General features: G+C 61.8%; 20 protein-coding genes. 14 read left to right on the plus strand and 6 right to left on the minus strand.

Going from position 1 to position 20,381, the window contains the following annotated elements; all coding sequences use genetic code 11:
* Positions 1-10: 10 nt before the first annotated feature.
* Complete coding sequence (locus tag HX881_RS09065) at positions 11-499, minus strand: DUF3015 domain-containing protein (RefSeq protein WP_017123444.1); 489 nt, start codon at positions 497-499, stop codon at positions 11-13.
* Between the two features lie 278 nt (positions 500-777).
* Between HX881_RS09065 and HX881_RS09070 the strand changes: the two genes are divergently transcribed.
* The gene (locus HX881_RS09070) at positions 778-3,216 is read left to right on the plus strand and encodes a Lon protease family protein (protein ID WP_017123445.1); all 2,439 of its coding nucleotides are present in this window, start codon (positions 778-780) and stop codon (positions 3,214-3,216) included.
* Between the two features lie 284 nt (positions 3,217-3,500).
* Positions 3,501-3,833 carry a PA4575 family protein gene (locus HX881_RS09075; protein ID WP_017123446.1) on the plus strand — a complete coding sequence of 111 codons (333 nt, stop codon included), beginning with the start codon at positions 3,501-3,503 and terminating at the stop codon, positions 3,831-3,833.
* Positions 3,834-3,836: 3 nt separating this feature from the next.
* Here HX881_RS09075 and HX881_RS09080 read toward each other — a convergent pair whose 3' ends face one another.
* Entirely contained in the window at positions 3,837-5,663 is a 1,827-nt protein-coding gene (locus tag HX881_RS09080; protein WP_177084038.1) for a hypothetical protein, read from the minus strand.
* Between the two features lie 171 nt (positions 5,664-5,834).
* On the opposite strand from HX881_RS09080, the gene HX881_RS09085 reads away from it, so the two are divergent.
* The 3 genes from HX881_RS09085 to bamJ all read left to right on the plus strand — a co-directional run bounded on the left by HX881_RS09085 (position 5,835) and on the right by bamJ (position 7,499).
* Positions 5,835-6,323 (plus strand): TIGR00645 family protein, encoded by a 489-nt coding sequence (locus HX881_RS09085; RefSeq protein ID WP_017123448.1) that lies wholly within the window; start codon positions 5,835-5,837, stop codon positions 6,321-6,323.
* Between the two features lie 135 nt (positions 6,324-6,458).
* Entirely contained in the window at positions 6,459-6,764 is a 306-nt protein-coding gene (locus tag HX881_RS09090) for a DUF6482 family protein (protein ID WP_017123449.1), read from the plus strand.
* Between the two features lie 117 nt (positions 6,765-6,881).
* Positions 6,882-7,499 (plus strand): BamJ family beta-barrel-assembly machinery protein, encoded by a 618-nt coding sequence (bamJ, locus tag HX881_RS09095; RefSeq protein ID WP_017123450.1) that lies wholly within the window; start codon positions 6,882-6,884, stop codon positions 7,497-7,499.
* A 153-nt stretch (positions 7,500-7,652) separates the two neighbouring features.
* Here the strand turns inward: bamJ and HX881_RS09100 are convergent, their stop codons facing one another.
* The 3 genes from HX881_RS09100 to HX881_RS09110 form a co-directional block, all read right to left on the minus strand.
* Positions 7,653-7,910: a PA4570 family protein gene (locus HX881_RS09100; RefSeq protein ID WP_017123451.1), complete on the minus strand. Its 258-nt coding sequence runs from the start codon at positions 7,908-7,910 to the stop codon at positions 7,653-7,655.
* Positions 7,911-8,158: 248 nt separating this feature from the next.
* Positions 8,159-8,500, minus strand: coding sequence for a zinc ribbon domain-containing protein YjdM (locus HX881_RS09105; RefSeq protein WP_017123452.1), 342 nt, complete (start codon positions 8,498-8,500; stop codon positions 8,159-8,161).
* A gap of 201 nt (positions 8,501-8,701) precedes the next feature.
* Positions 8,702-9,670 carry a polyprenyl synthetase family protein gene (locus HX881_RS09110; protein ID WP_017123453.1) on the minus strand — a complete coding sequence of 323 codons (969 nt, stop codon included), beginning with the start codon at positions 9,668-9,670 and terminating at the stop codon, positions 8,702-8,704.
* A gap of 241 nt (positions 9,671-9,911) precedes the next feature.
* Between HX881_RS09110 and rplU the strand changes: the two genes are divergently transcribed.
* The 5 genes from rplU (at position 9,912) to HX881_RS09135 (ending at position 13,665) form a co-directional block, all read left to right on the plus strand.
* Positions 9,912-10,226, plus strand: a complete 315-nt coding sequence (gene rplU / locus HX881_RS09115; protein WP_003176051.1) for a 50S ribosomal protein L21 — start codon at positions 9,912-9,914, stop codon at positions 10,224-10,226.
* A 35-nt stretch (positions 10,227-10,261) separates the two neighbouring features.
* Positions 10,262-10,519, plus strand: coding sequence for a 50S ribosomal protein L27 (gene rpmA / locus HX881_RS09120; protein WP_042934223.1), 258 nt, complete (start codon positions 10,262-10,264; stop codon positions 10,517-10,519).
* Positions 10,520-10,719: 200 nt separating this feature from the next.
* Positions 10,720-11,943, plus strand: coding sequence for an Obg family GTPase CgtA (cgtA, locus tag HX881_RS09125; protein ID WP_017123456.1), 1,224 nt, complete (start codon positions 10,720-10,722; stop codon positions 11,941-11,943).
* Between the two features lie 121 nt (positions 11,944-12,064).
* Positions 12,065-13,183, plus strand: a complete 1,119-nt coding sequence (proB, locus tag HX881_RS09130) for a glutamate 5-kinase (RefSeq protein WP_177084040.1) — start codon at positions 12,065-12,067, stop codon at positions 13,181-13,183.
* 20 nt (positions 13,184-13,203) lie between these two features.
* Positions 13,204-13,665 (plus strand): CreA family protein, encoded by a 462-nt coding sequence (locus tag HX881_RS09135; RefSeq protein WP_177084042.1) that lies wholly within the window; start codon positions 13,204-13,206, stop codon positions 13,663-13,665.
* Positions 13,666-13,846: 181 nt separating this feature from the next.
* On the opposite strand, the gene rpsT is transcribed toward HX881_RS09135, so the two are convergent.
* Complete coding sequence (rpsT, locus tag HX881_RS09140; protein WP_017123459.1) at positions 13,847-14,125, minus strand: 30S ribosomal protein S20; 279 nt, start codon at positions 14,123-14,125, stop codon at positions 13,847-13,849.
* Positions 14,126-14,377: 252 nt separating this feature from the next.
* On the opposite strand from rpsT, the gene murJ reads away from it, so the two are divergent.
* From murJ to lspA, 4 genes are all read left to right on the plus strand, one after another.
* Entirely contained in the window at positions 14,378-15,916 is a 1,539-nt protein-coding gene (murJ, locus tag HX881_RS09145; protein ID WP_177084044.1) for a murein biosynthesis integral membrane protein MurJ, read from the plus strand.
* Positions 15,917-16,088: 172 nt separating this feature from the next.
* Positions 16,089-17,039, plus strand: a complete 951-nt coding sequence (ribF, locus tag HX881_RS09150) for a bifunctional riboflavin kinase/FAD synthetase (RefSeq protein WP_017123461.1) — start codon at positions 16,089-16,091, stop codon at positions 17,037-17,039.
* The gene (ileS, locus tag HX881_RS09155) at positions 17,036-19,867 is read left to right on the plus strand and encodes an isoleucine--tRNA ligase (protein WP_017123462.1); all 2,832 of its coding nucleotides are present in this window, start codon (positions 17,036-17,038) and stop codon (positions 19,865-19,867) included. Before ribF ends, ileS begins: the two co-directional genes overlap by 4 nt.
* Positions 19,860-20,375, plus strand: a complete 516-nt coding sequence (lspA, locus tag HX881_RS09160; protein WP_017123463.1) for a signal peptidase II — start codon at positions 19,860-19,862, stop codon at positions 20,373-20,375. The genes ileS and lspA overlap by 8 nt, the downstream gene beginning before the upstream one ends.
* The last annotated feature ends 6 nt before the right edge of the window (positions 20,376-20,381 follow it).

A 20,381-nucleotide genomic window follows, 5' to 3' on the forward strand; every position in this document is an offset into this window, starting at 1 on the left:
CGGGGCTCGGTCAAGCCTGGGTCGCGTACTTGGCCAGGCGTGGATCGCTCTTGAGTACGGCCAGGGTGTTGGTATGCACGTCGTCTGCGGTCACGTCAGCCTTGCTGAAGATCTGCTGGAAGTGCTCGTGGGTCACGGCGGCGAAATGGGCGCGGTCTTCCGGTGCGACCCCCAGGACCACGGCGTAGGTGGTCAGCGCTTCGCCCTGACCCTTGGCCATGTCTTCCGACAGCTCGTTCATCATGCCATTCATGGCAATCCAGGATTTGCCACCGTAGGTCAGTGCGTCTTTGGTGGTGCAGCCGTTGGTGCCGGACGTCATCCCGAAGGTGGCGTTGCCGGAGGTGCCGTTGGTGGTGGAGGCCAGGAAGTGTGCGGGGGTGCCACGTTGACCTTTGAACAGCATGTTGCCCCAACCGCAATCCGGGCCGCCTGGCGCCTGCGCCAAGGCCTGGAAGGAGACAACGGTGAAGAGAGTACCGAGAAGAATCCGTTTCATAGCTTTGTTCTCTTTATGTGCATACCAATGGACAAGGGTGTCCGGCCTGTGAGAGCGCCGGTGGGCCGGTTATCAGTCCAGCCGCGCATGTTGGAGTTTAGGCACGATCCAAGGGTTCCGTGGTTTTTTCCCTTTATGAATAAGATATACACCTTCTTGTAGTCCGGCTCCCGGGGCTTTTGTCCCGCTGCGAGGATTCACCTGCCACTTGCCTTGCCAGCCGGGTACGGCCAGCGCCAGAATGCCTTCATCTGCCCCGCCTGATGTAAGGAAGCCCGATGCCTGATTCTGTTGCTGCCAGCCTGCGTCTAGCGCCCGAAGCGCTGACTCGCCCTTTCTCCGCTGAACAGTTCAGCTTCTCTACCACCAATGATCTGGAGCCCTTTCGCGGTGTGCTTGGCCAGGAACGCGCGGTCGAAGCATTGCAGTTCGGTGTGGCGATGCCACGCCCCGGTTACAACGTATTTGTCATGGGAGAGCCCGGCACCGGGCGTTTTTCTTTCGTCAAACGCTACCTGAAGGCGGAAGGCAAGCGCCTGCAGACCCCCTCGGACTGGGTCTACGTCAACAATTTCGATGAGCCGCGCGAGCCACGGGCGCTGGAGTTGCCCGCGGGCGAGGCCGGCGCGTTCATCAGCGATATCAACGGTCTGATCGACAATCTGCTGGCGACGTTTCCGGCGGTGTTCGAACATCCGTCCTATCAGCAGAAGAAAAGTGCCATCGACCGTGCGTTCAACCAGCGTTATGACCGCGCCCTGGATGTGATCGAGCGCCTGGCGCTGGAAAAGGAAGTCGCCCTGTATCGCGACAGCACCAATATCGCGTTTACCCCGATGAGCGACGGCAAGGCCCTCGACGAGGCGGAGTTCGCCCAGTTGCCGGAGGCCGAGCGCGAGCGTTTCCATACTGATATCGCCGATCTCGAAGAACGTCTCAACGAGGAGCTCGCCAGCCTGCCGCAGTGGAAGCGCGAGTCGAGCAACCAGTTGCGCCAGTTGAACGAAGAGACCATTACCCTGGCCTTGCAGCCTCTGCTCGCCCCGCTGTCGGAGAAGTACGCCGAGAACGCGGCAGTCTGTGGTTATCTGCAAGCGATGCAGGTCTACCTGCTCAAGACCGTGGTCGAGCAACTGGTGGACGACAGCAAGACCGACGCGGTTGCCCGCAAGTTGCTGGAAGAGCAGTACGCGCCGAGCCTGGTGGTCGGGCATCCGGCCAGTGGCGGGGCGCCGGTGGTGTTCGAGCCGCATCCGACCTACGACAATCTGTTCGGCCGGATCGAATACAGCACCGACCAGGGTGCGCTGTACACCACCTACCGGCAATTGCGCCCGGGGGCGCTGCATCGCGCCAACGGTGGTTTTCTGATCCTCGAAGCGGAGAAGATGCTCAGCGAGCCCTTCGTCTGGGACGCGCTCAAGCGCGCCCTGCAATCGCGCAAGCTGAAGATGGAGTCGCCCCTGGGCGAACTGGGTCGCCTGGCGACCGTGACCCTGACGCCGCAGATGATCCCGCTGCAGGTCAAGGTCATCATCATCGGCGCGCGCCAGTTGTACTACACCCTGCAGGACCTGGATCCGGACTTCCAGGAGATGTTCCGGGTGCTGGTGGACTTCGACGAAGACATCCCGATGGTCGACGAAAGCCTGGAGCAGTTCGCCCAGTTGCTCAAGACCCGCACCTCGGAAGAGGGCATGGCGCCGCTGACCGCCGATGCGGTGGCGCGCCTGGCGACCTACAGTGCGCGCCTGGCCGAGCACCAGGGGCGTCTGTCGGCACGGATCGGCGATCTGTTCCAGCTGGTCAGCGAGGCGGATTTCATCCGTCACCTGGCCGGTGACGAACGCACCGATGCCGGCCATATCGAACGGGCGCTCAAGGCCAAGGCCACGCGGACCGGCCGGGTCTCCGCGCGCATCCTCGACGATATGCTGGCGGGGATCATCCTGATCGATACCGCCGGCGCCGCGGTGGGCAAGTGCAACGGCCTGACGGTGCTGGAGGTCGGCGATTCGGCGTTCGGCGTGCCGGCGCGGATTTCCGCCACGGTCTATCCGGGCGGCAGCGGTATCGTCGATATCGAGCGCGAGGTCAATCTCGGGCAGCCGATCCACTCCAAGGGCGTGATGATCCTCACCGGCTACCTGGGCAGCCGTTATGCCCAGGAATTCCCCCTGGCGATCTCCGCGAGCATCGCCCTGGAGCAGTCCTATGGTTATGTCGATGGCGACAGCGCTTCCCTGGGCGAGGCCTGCACGCTGATTTCGGCCTTGTCGAAGACCCCGCTCAAGCAATGCTTCGCCATTACCGGTTCGATCAACCAGTTCGGCGAGGTGCAGGCGGTCGGTGGGGTCAACGAGAAGATCGAGGGCTTCTTCCGGCTCTGCGAGGCCCGTGGCCTGACCGGCGAACAGGGTGCGATCATCCCGCAGGCCAACGTCGCCACGCTGATGCTCGACGAGAAAGTCCTGCAGGCCGTCCGGGCCGGGCAGTTCCATGTGTATGCGGTGCGTCAGGCCGACGAGGCCCTCAGCCTGCTGGTGGGCGAACCCGCCGGCGAGCCGGATGCCGACGGCCAGTTCCCGGAAGGCAGCGTCAATGCACGGGTGGTGGAGCGCCTGCGAGTGATCGCCGAAATGATCAGCGAGGATGACCTCAAGGAGGCCGAGAGAGAGGCCGCCGAGCAGGCGCTGGCGGAGGTCAAGCCGTCCTGACGGCGCGCATGGACTGTGGGAGTGGGCTTGTTGTGGGAGCGGGCTTGCCCGCGAAGCTTCTGGTGCTCTCAAGGGCCTCTTCGCTGGCAAGCCAGCTCCCACAAGTTCCGCAAGGGCGGGGGTCAAGGCTTTGGCGCCCGTTCCCCTGGCGCCCGTTGGTCCTCCAGGTCCTTGCGCCCGGTGGATTTATTCTATTCTCTGGGCAAGGACATCCACTGTAGTCACTGGAACGATGCAGCCTTCACGTCGGAGGCTGAAGACAGGACCTACCGAGGGTCGCCGCCATGTCGCGCAGCCTTTGTCTTACCCGCCAATGCCTGGGCCTGGTCACCCGTATCGAATGCGTCATTCGCCCGCTCGCCGGGGATAACGGGATGTGGACCCTCTTGTTCGCCGCCGGAATGGCCGGTGAGCAACCCTCCGCAATCAAATCCCAGGGCCCTTTCCACGGCCCCTTCGTCGCCGAATCGATCCTCGACTCGATTGTCGAAAGCCTGACCCTGCACGGCTACGAACTGGCCGAGGAACCGCAGATCTGGCGCCTGCACCTGCAGGCCCAGCTACGGCAGATCAACGGCGAGCGCGGTCGACATCCGGGTGGCTACGAGCTGCACTGAGGATTACTCGGCGGGCTCGTTGCTCTGGACCTTGTCGAGCTTGACTTCGAAACCGTACTCGACGGTCTGCAGGTCGGTGCGCTGGTAGCTTTCCAGTTGCGTCGGTTGCCCGTAGAAATAGTGCACGTCATAGAGCGGCGGTGAGTCGGCCTTCTCGTTGTGGCTGGTGGCGAGGATTTCCTTCAGGTAGTTGCCACTGTCGTCCTTGGCGTAGAAGCGCCAGGACTCGGCCGGGAACAGTTTCTGGTCGACCACCAGAGCATTGCCCTTGAGTTCCAGGCCCTTGGGCAACTGCCGGGCGTCCAGGGTGTTTTTCTGGATATTGGCGAGAAACAGCGGTATCGAGCCGATGGCATAGGCCGGCGTTTCCGGGAACAGGTTGAGGTCGTAGGTGATGGTGCCTTCCAGCGGGTTGACCTCGAACGCTTCCTTGGGCAGTTCCAGCGGTTCGCCGCGTTTTCCCTGTTCGTCTTCGGCAAAGAACGTCACCGGGCTGTCGCCAGGGTTGAAGGATGAGCCGAGCAGTTCGTCGTTGAACGTCTTCGGATGGTCGAACTCGATGCGCGCGGCGCTGGCGTCGTCCACGGACTGGCTGATGCTGACACTCTTTTTCAACTGCTCGGCGTCGAGGTCGGCGTCCTTGAGGTAGTGGGGCGCCTGGTCGTCGTAGACCACCACCGGCATCGGCAGTGGCTGGATGTCCTTGCTGGTGGTGTCATCGAACTGGCGTATCGGGAGGTCCAGTTCCTTGCGGTTGACGGTGGCATCGGAGAAATCCAGCACGCTGATTTCCAGCTTGTCGATCATGCCGTTGAAGTACACGCGGGTGTAATGGCTGCTCTGCCTGGCCTCGAAGGCTTTCTGCTCATCGTCGAGTTTCTTCTCGAACGCGTCGCTCCAGCTCTTCTGCTTGAGCATCTCATCCAGTTGCTGCTGGTAGAAGGCGATCTGCGCGGCGTTTTCGTTGATCGACCCCGAGCGCGAGAGGAACTGGCCGGTACTGTCCCTGGCCTGGGCGATCAGCGGGTTCAGCGCCGTATCGCCGACCTGCGCCGCCTGGGGCGCGCTGTTGCTCAGTTCGATCTCGGCATTGTTCTTGTCGAGCGAGACCAGGGTCAGGCTGATGTTTTCGCTGGTCTGCCGCTTGCCGATGTCCTTGCGGGTCAGGTCGAAGGTAAAGACCTTGCGCGGGGCGATCACCTCGACCTTGCCGTGCAGGGTCAGGGGTTGGGGCTGGTTGCGGTTCTCGACTTCCACCCCGTCGACGTACGGGTAGGTCACCGTCAGGTCGTCGGGGTTGGTCATGTTGGCGCTGGACGGGCTCAACTGGATGCCGGGATCGGTCTCCGACCATTCGGGCTGGAAGGGTACGACCTGCTTGTTGCTCAGGGTCACCGACTGCCATTCCAGGGCATGGGGGAAGGGAAACTCGGTCGGGTAGTTGAAGCTGAACGGGAAAATCGGCTGCAGGTCGGTCAGGTAATCGGAGCTGGAGGCCTTGCGCAGCACGAACAGCCCGTTGATGTAGGTGTCGGCCAGGGCCTGCGGGGTCGGGTAGTGCTTGAGCAGCGCCAGGGCATCGTCGCTGTACTCTGTCTCGATCGGCTTGTCCCGCAGGCGCAGGCGGGCGCGTTCGAGCAGCAGCAAGGAGCCGCCGAGGTCCGCGACGGCGTCCTTGAGCTTGGGATCCTGGATCGTGTCGAGGGTCTTTTCGAATTCTGCGGTTCTTTCCTCGAGGCTGGTCTGTTGTTGCTTGTCATTGGGGGAGCAGCCGCTCATCAGCAGAGCTACCGAGAGTCCGAGGCAACCCAGGGGGCGTCGCAAATCCATTGTTCAGTTTTCCTGTCCACAGTGCATGCGCGATGTCGTTGATGCCGACACTAGCAGAAAATCGCTTTTGCAGAGCTGTCCCTGTGTTGAACGAGGCGTCTGGCGGGAGCTTTTTCCCTCGGGTTTCACGGCTGGTATACTCGCCGCCATTTCAGGCGATATGTGAGATTCATGGAACGTTTTATCGAAAATGCAATGTATGCCTCGCGCTGGCTCCTGGCGCCGATCTACTTCGGGCTGTCCCTGGGGTTGCTGGCATTGGCGCTGAAGTTCTTCCAGGAAGTGTTTCACGTCATCCCCAACGTGTTTGCCATGGCCGAGGCCGACCTGATCCTGGTGCTGCTGTCGCTGATCGACATGGCGCTGGTGGGTGGGCTGCTGGTGATGGTGATGATTTCCGGCTACGAGAACTTCGTTTCCCAGCTGGATATCGATGAAGAGAAGGAAAAGCTCAGCTGGCTGGGCAAGATGGACTCCACCTCGTTGAAGATGAAGGTGGCGGCTTCCATCGTGGCGATCTCTTCGATTCACCTGCTGCGGGTGTTCATGGACGCCAAGAACGTCGATCCGGTGCACTTGCAGTGGTATGTGATCATCCACATGACCTTTGTGATCTCGGCCTTCGCCATGGGTTACCTGGACAAGCTGACCAAGCACTGATCGTCACGCTCCGTGGCCGTGTTCGCGCCGCCCGTCCGTTGTGAAACGGACGGGCGGCGTGGTTTTCGCCTTGTGCTTTTGTCGGGTCAGGCATATGCCTGTCTATAGCCCAGTCCGAAAAGTCGAGGTGCGCCCATGAACCTGCAAGAGCTGAACAGTTTCGCCCTCGCCGGGCGGATCGACGAGTTGAACCTGATCTCCCTCGAAGGCGGCATCTATCTGCTGGAAGCGCGGATGCACGGCGCGGCCTACCCGCTCAACGACGATCATGGGCAGACCCTGCACCTGCGTTCGGTGGAGCATGCCAGGGAGGTGCTGGAACGAATGCCGAAGCTGCCGTTCCACCTGATCCATACCTCGGTGCACGACGAAATGTGCGGGATGCCGGCTAGTGCCGAGGACAGCCTGAAGGTGCCCATCGCCTTCCATTCTGGCTGGTGAGGCTGCTGACAGCGGACGCTTCTGTGCTAGTCTGCTCGCCCTTTTTGGTTCCGGGCGCGAGGGGAAATGCCGTATTCCAGGGTGTTTTCCAGAGCAGACCCATAGCGGAGCAGTGTTATGTCCGAAGTAAATCTGTCCACCGACGAAACCCGCGTCAGCTACGGCATCGGCCGTCAGCTGGGCGACCAACTGCGTGACAACCCGCCACCGGGCGTGAGCCTGGACGCGATCCTGGCCGGTCTGACCGACGCGTTTGGCGGCAAGCCAAGCCGTGTGGGCCAGGACGAACTGTCCGCCAGCTTCAAGGTCATCCGCGAAATCATGCAGGCCGAAGCGGCTGCCAAGGCTGAAGCCGCGGCAGGTGCCGGCCTGGCATTCCTGGCTGAAAACGCCAAGCGTGACGGCATCACCACCCTGGCATCGGGCCTGCAGTTCGAAGTGCTGACTCAAGGTGAAGGCGCCAAGCCATCCCGTGAGGACACCGTGCGTACTCACTACCACGGCACCCTGATCGACGGCACCGTGTTCGACAGCTCCTACGAGCGTGGCCAGCCAGCCGAATTCCCGGTAGGTGGCGTGATCGCCGGCTGGACCGAAGCCCTGCAACTGATGAATGCCGGCAGCAAATGGCGCCTGTATGTGCCGAGCGAACTGGCCTACGGCGCTCAAGGCGTTGGCAGCATCCCGCCGCACAGCGTTCTGGTGTTCGACGTCGAGCTGCTCGACGTTCTTTAACCCGCCGCACCCGCCTCTCCATGGGGGCGGTCCTTGTGTGGGAGCAGGTTTGCCGGGATGTCGGACCGCCGCGAAGGCGGTCTTACTGCCACAAGCAGTGTGGCGGATGTACCGGCCTCTTCGCGGGCAAGCCCGCTCCCACAGACACCGTTGTCATACCTGCAGCTTGCTGTTCAGGTCCCCCGTCGGGCGCAAGGCCCGGGCATAGCAGAACAGAAACAGGTTGCGCACCAGTTCCTTGAGCACCAGCGGTTCACTGGAGCTCAGGCCGCTGACATCCAGGTCACCCTGGTCCTGCAGTTCATTCAGGGCTTCTTCTTCCAGTACCGCACAGACTTCACCCGTTTCCCGATGCAGGATGCGCAGGTAAGGGTGTGGGCGGTCCAGCCAGGCATCGATCAAATAAGTCATGGTCTCATCTCCTTGATGGGTTTCAATGAGAATAATTCTTATTCAAAGAATAGCAAGTGCCTATTGGCGGATTCCTGGTTTTTCTGTGGGGGAATTGTCGGGCGTCAAGCGCAGGGAGGTGATTGATCGTTCCCATGCTCCAGCGTGGGAATGCCTTGCTGGACGCTCTGCGTCCGTTGCGCAGGCGCCGCGGAGCGTCACGGCGGCGTTCCCACGCAGAGCATGGGAACGATCGAGTTGGCGTTTGCTCAGACCTTTCTGACGAACTCGGACTTGAGTTTCATCGGGCCGATGCCATCGATCTTGCAGTCGATATCGTGGTCGCCGTCGCACAGGCGGATGTTCTTGACCTTGGTCCCGACCTTGACCACCAGGGAGGTGCCCTTGACCTTCAGGTCCTTGATCACGGTGATGGTGTCGCCGTCCTGCAGGACGTTGCCCACGGAATCCTTTTTCACGCTGTCGTCGGACGCGGTCTCGGCTTCGCCGGTGGCGGACCACTCATGGGCGCATTCCGGGCAGACCAGTTGGGTACCGTCTTCGTAGGTGAATTCGGAATTGCATTTCGGGCAGGGTGGCAACGTGCTCACTAAGGCTCCTCGGGTTCGGGAAGGCTAAAAGCGCACATTATATAGGGTTTTTAACGAAGGAGGGGGCGCGACAACGCAAGACAGGTTGACGCAGGACGTTGCAGGAGCCCGGCTTGCCGGCGATGACGTGCGCAAGAGCAACGCATCGTTCAAGGACCTCATCGCCGGCAAGCCGGCTCCTACGGTAGGCCGCTATTGGCCTCAGTGAGTGCGGGCGACCGCGAACTCGCTCAGTTCCACCAGTGCATCGCGATACTCGCTGGCCGGCAGGGCCTCCAGGCAGGCGATCGCCCGGGCGACGTAGTCACGGGCCAGTTGCGCGGTGTATTCCAGCGAGCCCGAGGCTTCGACGGCGGCGCGGATGCTTTCCAGGTCCTCGATCCCGCCCTTCTGGATCGCCTGGCGCACCAGGGCCGCCTGCTCCGGCGTTCCTTCACGCATGGTGTAGATCAGCGGCAGGGTTGGCTTGCCTTCGGCCAGGTCGTCACCGACGTTCTTGCCCAGGGTCTCGGCATCGCCCTTGTAGTCCAGCAGGTCGTCGACCAGCTGGAAGGCCACGCCGAGGTGGTCACCGAAGGTACGCAGGGCTTCGGCCTGTTCCGGCGTCGCCTGGCACAGGGCGGCGGCGCTGTGGGTGGAGGCTTCGAAGAGCATCGCGGTCTTGCCGCGGATGACTTCCATGTAGGTTTCCTCGGTGGTGCTGGCGTCGCGCACCTTGGACAACTGCAGCACTTCGCCCTCAGCGATGATGCGCGTGGCCTGGGAGAGGATCTTCATGACCGGCATCGAACCCAGTTCGACCATCATCTCGAAGGAGCGCGAGTACAGGAAGTCGCCGACCAGCACGCTGGGAGCGTTGCCCCACATGGCGTTGGCGGTGGAGCGGCCACGGCGCATGCCGGACATGTCGACCACGTCGTCGTGCAGCAGGGTCGCGGTGTGCAGGAACTCGATGGTCGCCGCCAGCAGGCGCAGGTCATCGCCTTCGCGCCCCAGGGCCTTGCCGCACAGCAACACCAATAAAGGACGCAGGCGCTTGCCCCCGGCCGAGGTGATGTAGTCGCCGATTTTCGAGACGAGCGGCACCCGGGAAGTCAGCTGCTTCTTGATGATGCCGTCGACGGCGCTAAAATCGTCCGCCACCGCGCGGTAGAATGCTTGGGGTTGCATCAGCGAGAGTCGCTCCAGAAGGGTTGCGCGGCATGCTAGGGCGGGGGTTCCGGCCTGTCAAGGCAGGATACCGGGCCACTTGCAAGGATCAGGCGGCTTGCGTACAATCGCGCACCCTGAACTTCCTGGGCAGCACCTGCCTTACGCAATTGCACTTGGGCCGTTCCAGCCCCATGCAGCCATGCCAGCCAATACCTTTACCTATAAAGCGCTGGGTGAGCAGGATTATCGGAGAAATACCATGTCTTACGCAGTAATCGTTACCGGCGGCAAGCAGTACAAAGTCGCTCCAGGTGAATACCTGAAGATCGAAAAACTGGAAATCGCCACTGGCGAATCCGTTACCTTTGATCGCGTTCTGTTGGTCGCCAATGGCGATGACGTGAACATCGGCGCTCCAGTTGTTGCTGGCGCTACCGTTGTGGCTGAAGTGATCTCCCAAGGTCGTCACGATAAAGTCCGCATCATCAAGTTCCGTCGTCGTAAGCACCACATGAAGCGTATGGGCCACCGTCAGTGGTACACCGAGATCAAAATCACCGGTATTCAGGCTTAATTTCAGCCTAATCCCCTTTTTGGAGAATTGAACTCATGGCACACAAAAAAGCTGGTGGTAGTACCCGTAACGGTCGCGACTCAGAAGCCAAACGCCTTGGCGTGAAGATGTATGGCGGCCAGGCTATCAAAGCGGGCAACATCATCGTGCGTCAGCGCGGTACCCAGTTCCACGCCGGTTACGGCGTTGGCATGGGCAAGGATCACACTCTCTTCGCTAAAGTCGAAGGCGTGATCAAGTTTGAAGTAAAAGGCGCTTTCAACCGCCGTTACGTGAGCATCGTCGCGGCTTAATCGCGAGAGTGCTGGAGAAGCCCCGTCTTGCGACGGGGCTTTTTCGTTTGTGGGGTGAGTCTCTTGCAAAGCTGTTTGTATGGGCTGCCGGCGCTGGATTTTTCGGTCGTTGATTGAGGTCGCCGCGCTCATCTTTGCAAGGGTCTTATACTTGATGTTTGTGGTTATTCGGCTCGTCCCGGTGGCGAGAGGCGTGTGTTATGAAGTTCGTTGATGAAGTATCGATTCGCGTAAAGGCTGGTGACGGCGGCAACGGTTGCATGAGCTTCCGTCGGGAAAAATTCATCGAAAACGGTGGCCCCAACGGGGGTGATGGAGGTGATGGCGGTTCGATCTACATGGTCGCCGACGAAAACCTCAACACCCTGGTGGACTACCGCTACACCCGGCACTTCGATGCCGAGCGTGGTTCCAATGGTGGCAGCACCGACTGCACTGGCAAGAAGGGCGAGGATCTGGAGCTGCGTGTGCCGGTCGGCACCACGGTGATCGATTCCGCCACCCAGGAAGTCATCGGCGACCTGGTCAAGGCCGGCCAGCGCCTGCTGGTCGCCCATGGCGGCTGGCACGGTCTGGGCAACACCCGCTTCAAATCCAGTACCAACCGGGCGCCGCGTCAGACCACGCCGGGCAAGCCGGGCGAGCAGCGCGACCTCAAGCTGGAAATGAAGGTGCTGGCTGACGTCGGTCTGCTGGGCTTGCCGAATGCTGGCAAGAGTACCTTTATCCGCTCGGTCTCGGCCGCCAAGCCGAAAGTGGCGGACTACCCGTTCACCACGCTGGTGCCGAACCTGGGCGTGGTCAGTGTCGACCGCTGGAAAAGCTTCGTTGTCGCGGATATCCCGGGCCTGATCGAAGGTGCCTCGGAAGGTGCCGGCCTGGGGATTCGCTTCCTCAAGCATCTGGCGCGTACCCGTCTGTTGCTGCACCTCGTCGACATGGCGCCGCTGGATGACAGCAGTGCGCCGGATGCCGCTGAAGTGATCGTCAACGAACTGGCCCGCTTCAGCCCGTCCCTGGCGGAGCGTGATCGCTGGCTGGTGCTGAACAAGTGCGACCAGATCCTCGAGGAAGAGCATGAGGAGCGGGTCAAGGAAGTTGTCGACCGTCTGCAGTGGACCGGTCCGGTCTATGTGATCTCGGCAATTGCCAAGGAAGGGACCGAGCGTCTGACTCGCGACATCATGCGCTACCTGGAAGATCGTCTCGATCGCCTGGCCAACGATCCGGCCTACGCCGATGAGCTGCGTGATCTCGACCAGCGTATCGAGGATGAGGCGCGTGCCCAGTTGCAGGCACTGGATGACCAGCGGGCCCTGCGCCGCAGCGGCGTCAAGAGCGTCCATGACATCGGTGACGATGACTGGGATGAAGAAGATGTCGATGACGAAGATGGTCCGGAAATCATTTACGTCCGCGACTGATTCATTGGTTAAACTACTACGCCGCTCACTGAAGCGGCGTTTTAGTCTCTGTAAAACGTAAATCACATAATCGCGTGGATGGTGCTCGGTCGTGCCATTCGCTGGCTAAGGTTGGAAGATCATGCGGAGCAAGGTGACAGGTGCGCAGCGTTGGGTCGTGAAGATCGGCAGCGCACTGCTGACGGCGGACGGCAAGGGTCTGGATCGCGCGGCAATGGGTGTCTGGGTTGAGCAGATGGTGGCCTTGCACGAGGCTGGCGTGGAGCTGGTGCTGGTGTCTTCGGGTGCCGTGGCGGCGGGCATGAGCCGGCTGGGCTGGACGGTGCGACCGAGTGCCATGCACGAGTTGCAGGCGGCGGCGGCCATTGGCCAGATGGGCCTGGTGCAGGCCTGGGAGTCGAGCTTTGCCGAGCATGGTCGTCATACCGCGCAGATCCTGCTGACCCATGATGACTTGTCCGACCGCAAGCGTTACCTCAATGCGCGCAGCACCTTGCGGGCCCTGGTGGAGCTCAAGGTAATCCCGGTGATCAACGAGAACGACACCGTGGTCACCGATGAAATCCGTTTCGGCGACAACGACACCCTGGCGGCGCTGGTCGCCAACCTGGTGGAAGCAGACCTGCTGGTGATCCTGACGGATCGCGACGGCATGTTCGATGCCGACCCGCGCAACAATCCCGATGCCCAGCTGATCCATGAGGCGCGTGCCGATGATCCGGCGCTGGACGCGGTGGCGGGCGGTACCGGCGGCGCCCTCGGGCGTGGTGGCATGCAGACCAAGCTGCGCGCGGCGCGACTGGCGGCACGCTCCGGCGCGCATACCATTATCGTCGGCGGTCGTCTGGAGCGGGTCCTGGATCGCCTTAAGGCGGGCGAGCGCATCGGTACCTTGCTGTCGCCCGAGCGCGGCATGCTCGCGGCGCGCAAGCAGTGGCTGGCCGGGCATCTGCAGACCCGTGGCACGCTGGTGCTGGATGACGGTGCGGTCAACGCCCTGGCGCGTGATCACAAGAGCCTGCTACCGGTGGGGGTGAAGCTGGTGCAGGGTAGCTTCCGTCGTGGCGAAATGGTCGTGTGCGTGGCTGCGGATGGTCGTGAGATTGCCCGCGGGCTCGCCAACTACAGCGCTCTTGAGGCGCAGAAGATCATTGGTCAGTCGTCGGATGCGATTGTCGGCTTGCTGGGTTACATGGCGGAGCCGGAACTGGTTCATCGCGATAACCTTATTCTGGTGTGATGGGTTCGAGGGAGAAGGGCATGGGGTTGGCAAGAGGATTGTTGGGGTTGTTCCTGGCGATGCCGTTGTTGGCATCGGCCGAGGAAATCGGCCAGGTGTCCACGGTGTTCAAGTTCGTCGGGCCGAATGACCGGATCGTGGTCGAGGCGTTCGATGATCCGAAGGTCGAGGGCGTGACCTGCTATCTGTCCCGTGCCAAGACCGGCGGCCTGAAAGGTGGTCTGGGTCTGGCGGAGGATCGTGCCGAGGCGTCGATTGCCTGTCGCCAGGTCGGGCCGATTCGCTTCAGTGGTGAGCTGAAGGATGGTGACGAGGTGTTCAAGGAGCGCACGTCGCTGGTCTTCAAGACCATGCAGGTGGTGCGTTTCCTCGACAAGAAGCGCAATACGCTGGTGTACCTGGTCTATAGCGATCGGTTGATCGAGGGCAGCCCGCAGAATGCGGTGACGGCTATTCCGATTCTGCCTTGGCCGAATCAGTGAGAATCAAGGGTTGCCCGCTGCTATTGGTTGTCGCGAACCTGTAGGAGGCAGGCCTTGCTCTTGCGGAGTTGATAGATCGTTCCCACGCTCCGCGTGGGAATGCCGCCCGTGACGCTCCGCGTCACAAGTCGCAGGCAATAAAAAACCGACCCTGGGGTCGGTTTTTTAACAAGCGTGTCGCTTAGGCTGCGGCAGCAAGGTTCAGAGCCTTGATGTGGCCATTCAGACGACCTTTATGGCGAGCAGCCTTGTTCTTGTGGATGATGCCTTTATCGGCCATACGGTCGATAACAGGAACAGCCAGAACATAGGCAGCTTGCGCTTTAGCAGCGTCTTTTGCGTCGATGGCTTTCACTACGTTCTTGATGTAGGTACGAACCATGGAACGCAGGCTGGCGTTGTGGCTGCGACGCTTCTCAGCCTGTTTTGCACGTTTTTTGGCGGAAGGTGAGTTGGCCACCGTCGAGCTCCTCGAAAGACTTTTTAGGAAATAGCAAACAAAATAGGCCGCGAATCATGCCGATGAGTTGAAGTCTTGTCAAGGGCAGGCGATGCGTTCCGCTGAGTGGTATATGTGGGACACCGGGATATTTCTTTCCGGCGTACGACCTGTAAACTCGCGAGCTTTGGCTCTGTGCTGTTGCGGCGCGGAGTATCGCATAGCTGGGCGCTTTATTCGCCTGTTCTTTACCCAAAGGCACACAATCCTTCAATGAATCTGCTCAAGTCGTTGGCCGCCGTCAGCTCTATCACGATGATTTCCCGGGTCCTGGGGTTTGTTCGCGATACCATCATCGCGCGCGCCTTCGGCGCCGGAATGGCCACCGATGCCTTCTTCATTGCCTTCAAGTTGCCCAACCTGCTGCGCCGGATCTTTGCCGAAGGGGCCTTTTCCCAGGCGTTCGTGCCGATCCTGGCAGAGTACAAGAGCCAGCAGGGCGAGGAGGCGACCCGCACCTTCATTGCCTATGTGAGCGGCATGCTGACCCTGGTCCTGGCCCTCGTCACGGTGCTCGGAATGGTGGCCGCGCCCTGGGTGATCTGGGCCACCGCGCCCGGCTTCACCGATACGCCGGAGAAGTTCAAGCTGACCGCCGACCTGTTGCGGGTGACCTTTCCTTATATATTGCTGATCTCGCTGTCGTCCCTGGCCGGCGCGATCCTCAATACCTGGAACCGCTTCTCGGTCCCGGCCTTCGTGCCGACCCTGCTGAATGTCAGCATGATCATTTTTGCCCTGTTCCTGACGCCGTATTTCGACCCGCCGGTGATGGCGCTGGGTTGGGCGGTCCTGGCGGGCGGCCTGGCGCAACTGCTCTACCAACTGCCGCACCTGAAGAAGATCGGCATGCTCGTGCTGCCACGCCTGAACCTGCGCGACAGCGGTGTCTGGCGGGTCATGAAGCAGATGCTGCCGGCGATTCTCGGGGTCTCGGTGAGCCAGATTTCGTTGATCATCAACACCATTTTCGCCTCGTTCCTGGTGGCTGGCTCGGTGTCCTGGATGTATTACGCCGACCGCCTGATGGAGCTGCCCTCCGGCGTGCTGGGCGTGGCCCTGGGCACCATCCTGCTGCCGATCCTGTCCAAGACCTATGCCAGCAAGGATCGCCACGAGTACTCGCGCATCCTCGACTGGGGGCTGCGCCTGTGTTTCCTGCTGGTGCTGCCGTGCTCCCTGGCATTGGCGATTCTCTCCGAACCCTTGACCGTTTCACTGTTCCAGTACGGCCAGTTCAGTGCCTTCGATGCCTCCATGACCCAGCGGGCGCTGATCGCCTACTCGGTCGGCCTGCTCGGGATCATCATGATCAAGGTGCTGGCGCCGGGCTTTTACGCGCAGCAGAACATTCGCACGCCGGTGAAAATCGCGATTTTCACCCTGGTGGTCACCCAGTTGCTCAACCTGGTCTTTATCGGGCCGCTGGCCCATGCCGGGCTGGCCTTGGCCATCAGCGGCGGCGCCTGCATCAATGCCGGCCTGTTGTTCTGGCAGTTGCGCAAGCAGAAGCTGTTCATCCCGCAGCCGGGCTGGAGTCTGTATCTGCTGAAGCTGCTGGTCGCTGTCGGCATGATGTCGGCGGTATTGCTGGGCTTGATGCACTGGATGCCGGCCTGGGACCAGGGGCACATGCTCGAACGCTTCCTGCGCCTGGGGGCGCTGGTGGTTGCCGGGGTGCTGGCCTACTTTGGAATGCTGTTGCTGCTGGGCTTGCGCCTGCACCATTTCAATCGCAAGTCGTTGATGTGAGGGAGCGCCGCGTTTCTGTGGGAGCCGGGCTTGCCCGCGAAGCTTTTAGCGCTCTCCGGGCCTTGTTCGCCGGCAAGCCGGGCTCCTGCGGGGGCATGTGTCGACGCGTGACAGGTATTAAGCCGGGCCCGGTATGGTTATAATCGACCACTTTATGAGCAAGAAGCGCGTTATGCAGCTGGTTCGAGGCCTCCACAACCTGCGTCCCCGGCATCGGGGCTGTGTCGCCACTATTGGCAACTTTGACGGTGTTCATCGTGGTCACCAGGCCATCCTGGCCCGACTGCGCGAGCGTGCGCTGGAGTTGGGCGTGCCCAGCTGCGTGGTGATTTTCGAGCCGCAGCCCCGGGAGTTCTTCGCTCCGGAGACCGCGCCGGCCCGCCTGGCGCGCTTGCGCGACAAGCTGCAACTGCTGGCCGCCGAGGGCGTGGACCGGGTGCTGTGCCTGGCGTTCAACCAGCGCCTGAGCAAACTCAGTGCCGCCGAGTTCGTCGATACGATCCTGGTGGACGGGCTGGGTGTGCAGCATCTGGAGGTCGGTGACGACTTCCGTTTCGGCTGCGACCGGGCCGGCGATTTCGATTTTCTGCTGCAGGCGGGTAACGTCCGCGGCTTTACCGTCGAGGCGGCGCAGACCGTCGAACTCGATGGCTTGCGGGTCAGCAGCACCCAGGTGCGTAACGCCCTGGCGGCAGCCGACTTTGCCCTGGCCGAGCGTCTGCTCGGCCGTCCGTTCCGGATTGCCGGACGGGTGTTGCACGGACAGAAGCTGGCGCGCCAATTGGGTACGCCAACGGCCAACGTGCAGCTCAAGCGCCGTCGGGTGCCGTTGACCGGGGTCTACCTGGTCAGCGTCGAGATCGACGGCCAGCCGTGGCCGGGCGTCGCCAATATCGGCGTGCGACCCACGGTTTCAGGTGATGGCAGCGCTCACCTGGAAGTGCACCTGCTGGATTTTGCCGGTGATCTGTATGACCGGCGTTTGACCGTGGTCTTCCACCACAAGCTGCGCGATGAGCAGCGATTCGCCTCCCTCGAGGCGCTCAAGACGGCGATCAATGCGGACGTCGCCGCCGCCCGTGCCCACTGGCAGGGTTCACCGCTTAAAAAGAGCCTGAAATGACCGACTACAAAGCCACGCTTAACCTCCCGGACACCGCCTTCCCGATGAAGGCCGGCCTGCCACAGCGCGAACCGCAGATCCTGCAGCGCTGGGACAGCATTGGCCTGTACGGGAAGTTGCGCGAGATTGGCAAGGATCGTCCGAAGTTCGTTCTTCACGACGGTCCTCCATACGCCAACGGCACGATTCACATCGGTCATGCGTTGAACAAGATTCTCAAGGACATGATCATCCGTTCCAAGACCCTGGCCGGCTTCGATGCGCCGTATGTGCCGGGTTGGGACTGCCATGGCCTGCCGATCGAACACAAGGTCGAAGTGACCCACGGCAAGAACCTGGGCGCGGACAAGACCCGCGAACTGTGCCGTGCCTACGCCACCGAGCAGATCGAAGGGCAGAAGTCCGAGTTCATCCGCCTGGGCGTGCTAGGCGACTTCGCCAACCCCTACAAGACCATGGACTTCAAGAACGAGGCCGGTGAAATCCGTGCCCTGGCCGAAATCGTCAGGGGCGGTTTCGTGTTCAAGGGCCTCAAGCCGGTGAACTGGTGCTTCGATTGCGGCTCGGCGCTGGCCGAAGCCGAAGTCGAGTACCAGGACAAGAAGTCCTCGACCATCGACGTCGCGTTCCCGATTGCCGATGAGTCCAAGCTGGCCGCCGCGTTCGGCCTGTCGTCGCTGACCAAGCCGGCCTCGATCGTGATCTGGACCACCACCCCGTGGACCATCCCGGCCAACCAGGCGCTGAACGTCCATCCGGAGTTCACCTACGCCCTGGTCGATGTCGGCGACAAGTTGCTGCTGCTGGCCGAGGAACTGGTGGAGTCCTGCCTGTCCCGCTACGGCCTGGAAGGTGCGGTGATCGCCACCGCCAAGGGCGAAGCTCTGGACCTGATCAACTTCCGCCACCCGTTCTACGATCGCCTGTCGCCGGTCTACCTGGCCGACTACGTCGAGCTGGGCGCCGGTACCGGCGTGGTTCACTCCGCCCCGGCCTACGGCGAGGACGACTTCAAGACCTGCAAGCACTACGGCATGGTCAATGACGACATCCTCACACCGGTACAGAGCAATGGCGTGTACGTCGACTCCCTGGAGTTCTTCGGCGGCCAGTTCATCTGGAAGGCCAACCCGAACATCGTCGACAAGCTCAGCGAAGTCGGTGCCCTGCTGCACACCGAGACCATCAGCCACAGCTACATGCACTGCTGGCGCCACAAGACCCCGCTGATCTACCGCGCCACCGCGCAGTGGTTCATCGGCATGGACAAGGCGCCCGTGGCTGGCGATACCCTGCGCGAGCGGGCGCTCAAGGCCATCGAGGACACCCAGTTCGTGCCGGCCTGGGGCCAGGCCCGCCTGCACTCGATGATCGCCAACCGTCCCGACTGGTGCATCTCCCGCCAGCGCAACTGGGGCGTGCCGATTCCGTTCTTCCTCGACAAGGAAAGCGGTGAGCTGCACCCGCGTACCGTCGAGCTGATGGAGCAGGTGGCCCAGCGTGTCGAGAAAGAAGGCATCGAGGCCTGGTTCAAGCTGGATGCCGCCGAACTGCTGGGTGACGAAGCGCCGCGGTACGACAAGATCAGCGACACCCTCGACGTCTGGTTCGACTCCGGCACCACCCACTGGCACGTGCTGCGTGGCTCGCACCCGGTAGGCCACGAGAGCGGCCCGCGCGCCGACCTGTACCTGGAAGGTTCGGACCAGCATCGCGGCTGGTTCCATTCTTCCCTGCTGACCGGTTGCGCCATCGACAACCATGCGCCGTATCGCGAACTGCTGACCCACGGTTTTACCGTCGACGAAGCCGGCCGCAAGATGTCCAAGTCCCTGGGCAACGTGATCGCGCCGCAGAAAGTCAACGACACCCTGGGCGCCGACATCATGCGCCTGTGGGTCGCCTCGACCGACTATTCGGGCGAAATGGCGGTGTCCGACCAGATCCTGCAGCGTAGCGCCGACGCCTACCGGCGTATCCGCAACACCGCGCGTTTCCTGCTCTCCAACCTGAGCGGCTTCAATCCGGCCACCGATATCCTGCCGGCGGACGAAATGCTCGCCCTGGATCGCTGGGCGGTGGACCGTGCACTGTTGCTGCAACGCGAACTGGAACTGCACTACGGCGAGTACCGTTTCTGGAACGTCTACTCCAAGGTGCACAACTTCTGCGTGCAGGAACTGGGCGGTTTCTACCTCGACATCATCAAGGACCGCCAGTACACCACCGGGGCCAACAGCAAGGCGCGGCGCTCCTGCCAGACCGCACTGTTCCACATCTCCGAGGCGCTGGTGCGCTGGATCGCGCCGATCCTGGCCTTCACCGCCGACGAGCTGTGGCAGTACCTGCCGGGCGAGCGCAACGAATCGGTGATGCTCAATACCTGGTACGAAGGCCTCAGCGAACTGCCGGAAGGCTTCGAGCTGGATCGCGCCTACTGGGAGCGGATCATGGCGGTCAAGGTCGCGGTCAACAAGGAAATGGAGAACCTGCGGGCAGCCAAGGCCATTGGCGGCAACCTGCAGGCGGAAGTCACCCTGTTCGCCGAAGAGGCACTGGTCACCGACCTGAACAAACTGAGCAACGAACTGCGCTTCGTGCTGATCACCTCCACCGCGACCGTGGCGCCTTTGGCGCTGGCGCCGGCGGATGCCGTGGTCACCGAGGTGCCGGGCCTGAAGCTCAAGGTGGTCAAGTCCGGCCACGCCAAGTGTGCCCGTTGCTGGCACTGCCGCGAGGATGTCGGGGTGAACCCGGAACATCCGGAAATCTGCGGTCGCTGCGTCGACAACATCAGCGGCGAAGGCGAGGTGCGTCACTATGCCTAATGCCGGTGCCGGCCGTTTCGGCCGCCTGGGCTGGTTGTGGTTGAGCGTGCTGGTCCTGGTCATCGACCAGGTCAGCAAGCTCCACTTCGAAAGCTCGCTGACCATGTACCAGCAGATCGTGATCATTCCCGACTACTTCAGCTGGACCCTGGCCTATAACACCGGCGCGGCCTTCAGCTTCCTGGCTGACAGCTCCGGCTGGCAGCGCTGGCTGTTCGCCCTGATCGCGGTCGTGGTCAGTGCGGTGCTGGTGGTCTGGCTCAAGCGCCTGGGGCGCAACGAAACCTGGCTGGCCATCGCCCTGGCACTGGTGCTGGGTGGGGCGCTGGGCAACCTGTACGACCGCATCGCCCTGGGTCATGTGATCGACTTTATCCTGGTGCACTGGCAGAACCGCTGGTACTTCCCGGCGTTCAACTTTGCCGACAGCGCCATTACGGTGGGCGCGGTGATGCTGGCGCTGGACATGTTCAAAAGCAAAAAGTCCGGAGAAACCGTTCATGACTGAACACGC

Source organism: Pseudomonas gingeri (assembly GCF_013386115.1).
Classification (GTDB): domain Bacteria; phylum Pseudomonadota; class Gammaproteobacteria; order Pseudomonadales; family Pseudomonadaceae; genus Aquipseudomonas; species Aquipseudomonas gingeri.

What these genes read in the sequence shown, in the direction of transcription:
- HX881_RS09065 (WP_017123444.1), bottom strand. Translation starts at nt 499, where the DNA reads ATGAAACGGATTCTTCTCGGTACTCTCTTCACCGTTGTCTCCTTCCAG.
- HX881_RS09070 (WP_017123445.1), top strand. Translation starts at nt 778, where the DNA reads ATGCCTGATTCTGTTGCTGCCAGCCTGCGTCTAGCGCCCGAAGCGCTG.
- HX881_RS09075 (WP_017123446.1), top strand. Translation starts at nt 3,501, where the DNA reads ATGTCGCGCAGCCTTTGTCTTACCCGCCAATGCCTGGGCCTGGTCACC.
- HX881_RS09080 (WP_177084038.1), bottom strand. Translation starts at nt 5,663, where the DNA reads ATGGATTTGCGACGCCCCCTGGGTTGCCTCGGACTCTCGGTAGCTCTG.
- HX881_RS09085 (WP_017123448.1), top strand. Translation starts at nt 5,835, where the DNA reads ATGGAACGTTTTATCGAAAATGCAATGTATGCCTCGCGCTGGCTCCTG.
- HX881_RS09090 (WP_017123449.1), top strand. Translation starts at nt 6,459, where the DNA reads ATGAACCTGCAAGAGCTGAACAGTTTCGCCCTCGCCGGGCGGATCGAC.
- bamJ (WP_017123450.1), top strand. Translation starts at nt 6,882, where the DNA reads ATGTCCGAAGTAAATCTGTCCACCGACGAAACCCGCGTCAGCTACGGC.
- HX881_RS09100 (WP_017123451.1), bottom strand. Translation starts at nt 7,910, where the DNA reads ATGACTTATTTGATCGATGCCTGGCTGGACCGCCCACACCCTTACCTG.
- HX881_RS09110 (WP_017123453.1), bottom strand. Translation starts at nt 9,670, where the DNA reads ATGCAACCCCAAGCATTCTACCGCGCGGTGGCGGACGATTTTAGCGCC.
- rplU (WP_003176051.1), top strand. Translation starts at nt 9,912, where the DNA reads ATGTCTTACGCAGTAATCGTTACCGGCGGCAAGCAGTACAAAGTCGCT.
- rpmA (WP_042934223.1), top strand. Translation starts at nt 10,262, where the DNA reads ATGGCACACAAAAAAGCTGGTGGTAGTACCCGTAACGGTCGCGACTCA.
- cgtA (WP_017123456.1), top strand. Translation starts at nt 10,720, where the DNA reads ATGAAGTTCGTTGATGAAGTATCGATTCGCGTAAAGGCTGGTGACGGC.
- proB (WP_177084040.1), top strand. Translation starts at nt 12,065, where the DNA reads ATGCGGAGCAAGGTGACAGGTGCGCAGCGTTGGGTCGTGAAGATCGGC.
- HX881_RS09135 (WP_177084042.1), top strand. Translation starts at nt 13,204, where the DNA reads ATGGGGTTGGCAAGAGGATTGTTGGGGTTGTTCCTGGCGATGCCGTTG.
- murJ (WP_177084044.1), top strand. Translation starts at nt 14,378, where the DNA reads ATGAATCTGCTCAAGTCGTTGGCCGCCGTCAGCTCTATCACGATGATT.
- ribF (WP_017123461.1), top strand. Translation starts at nt 16,089, where the DNA reads ATGCAGCTGGTTCGAGGCCTCCACAACCTGCGTCCCCGGCATCGGGGC.
- ileS (WP_017123462.1), top strand. Translation starts at nt 17,036, where the DNA reads ATGACCGACTACAAAGCCACGCTTAACCTCCCGGACACCGCCTTCCCG.
- lspA (WP_017123463.1), top strand. Translation starts at nt 19,860, where the DNA reads ATGCCTAATGCCGGTGCCGGCCGTTTCGGCCGCCTGGGCTGGTTGTGG.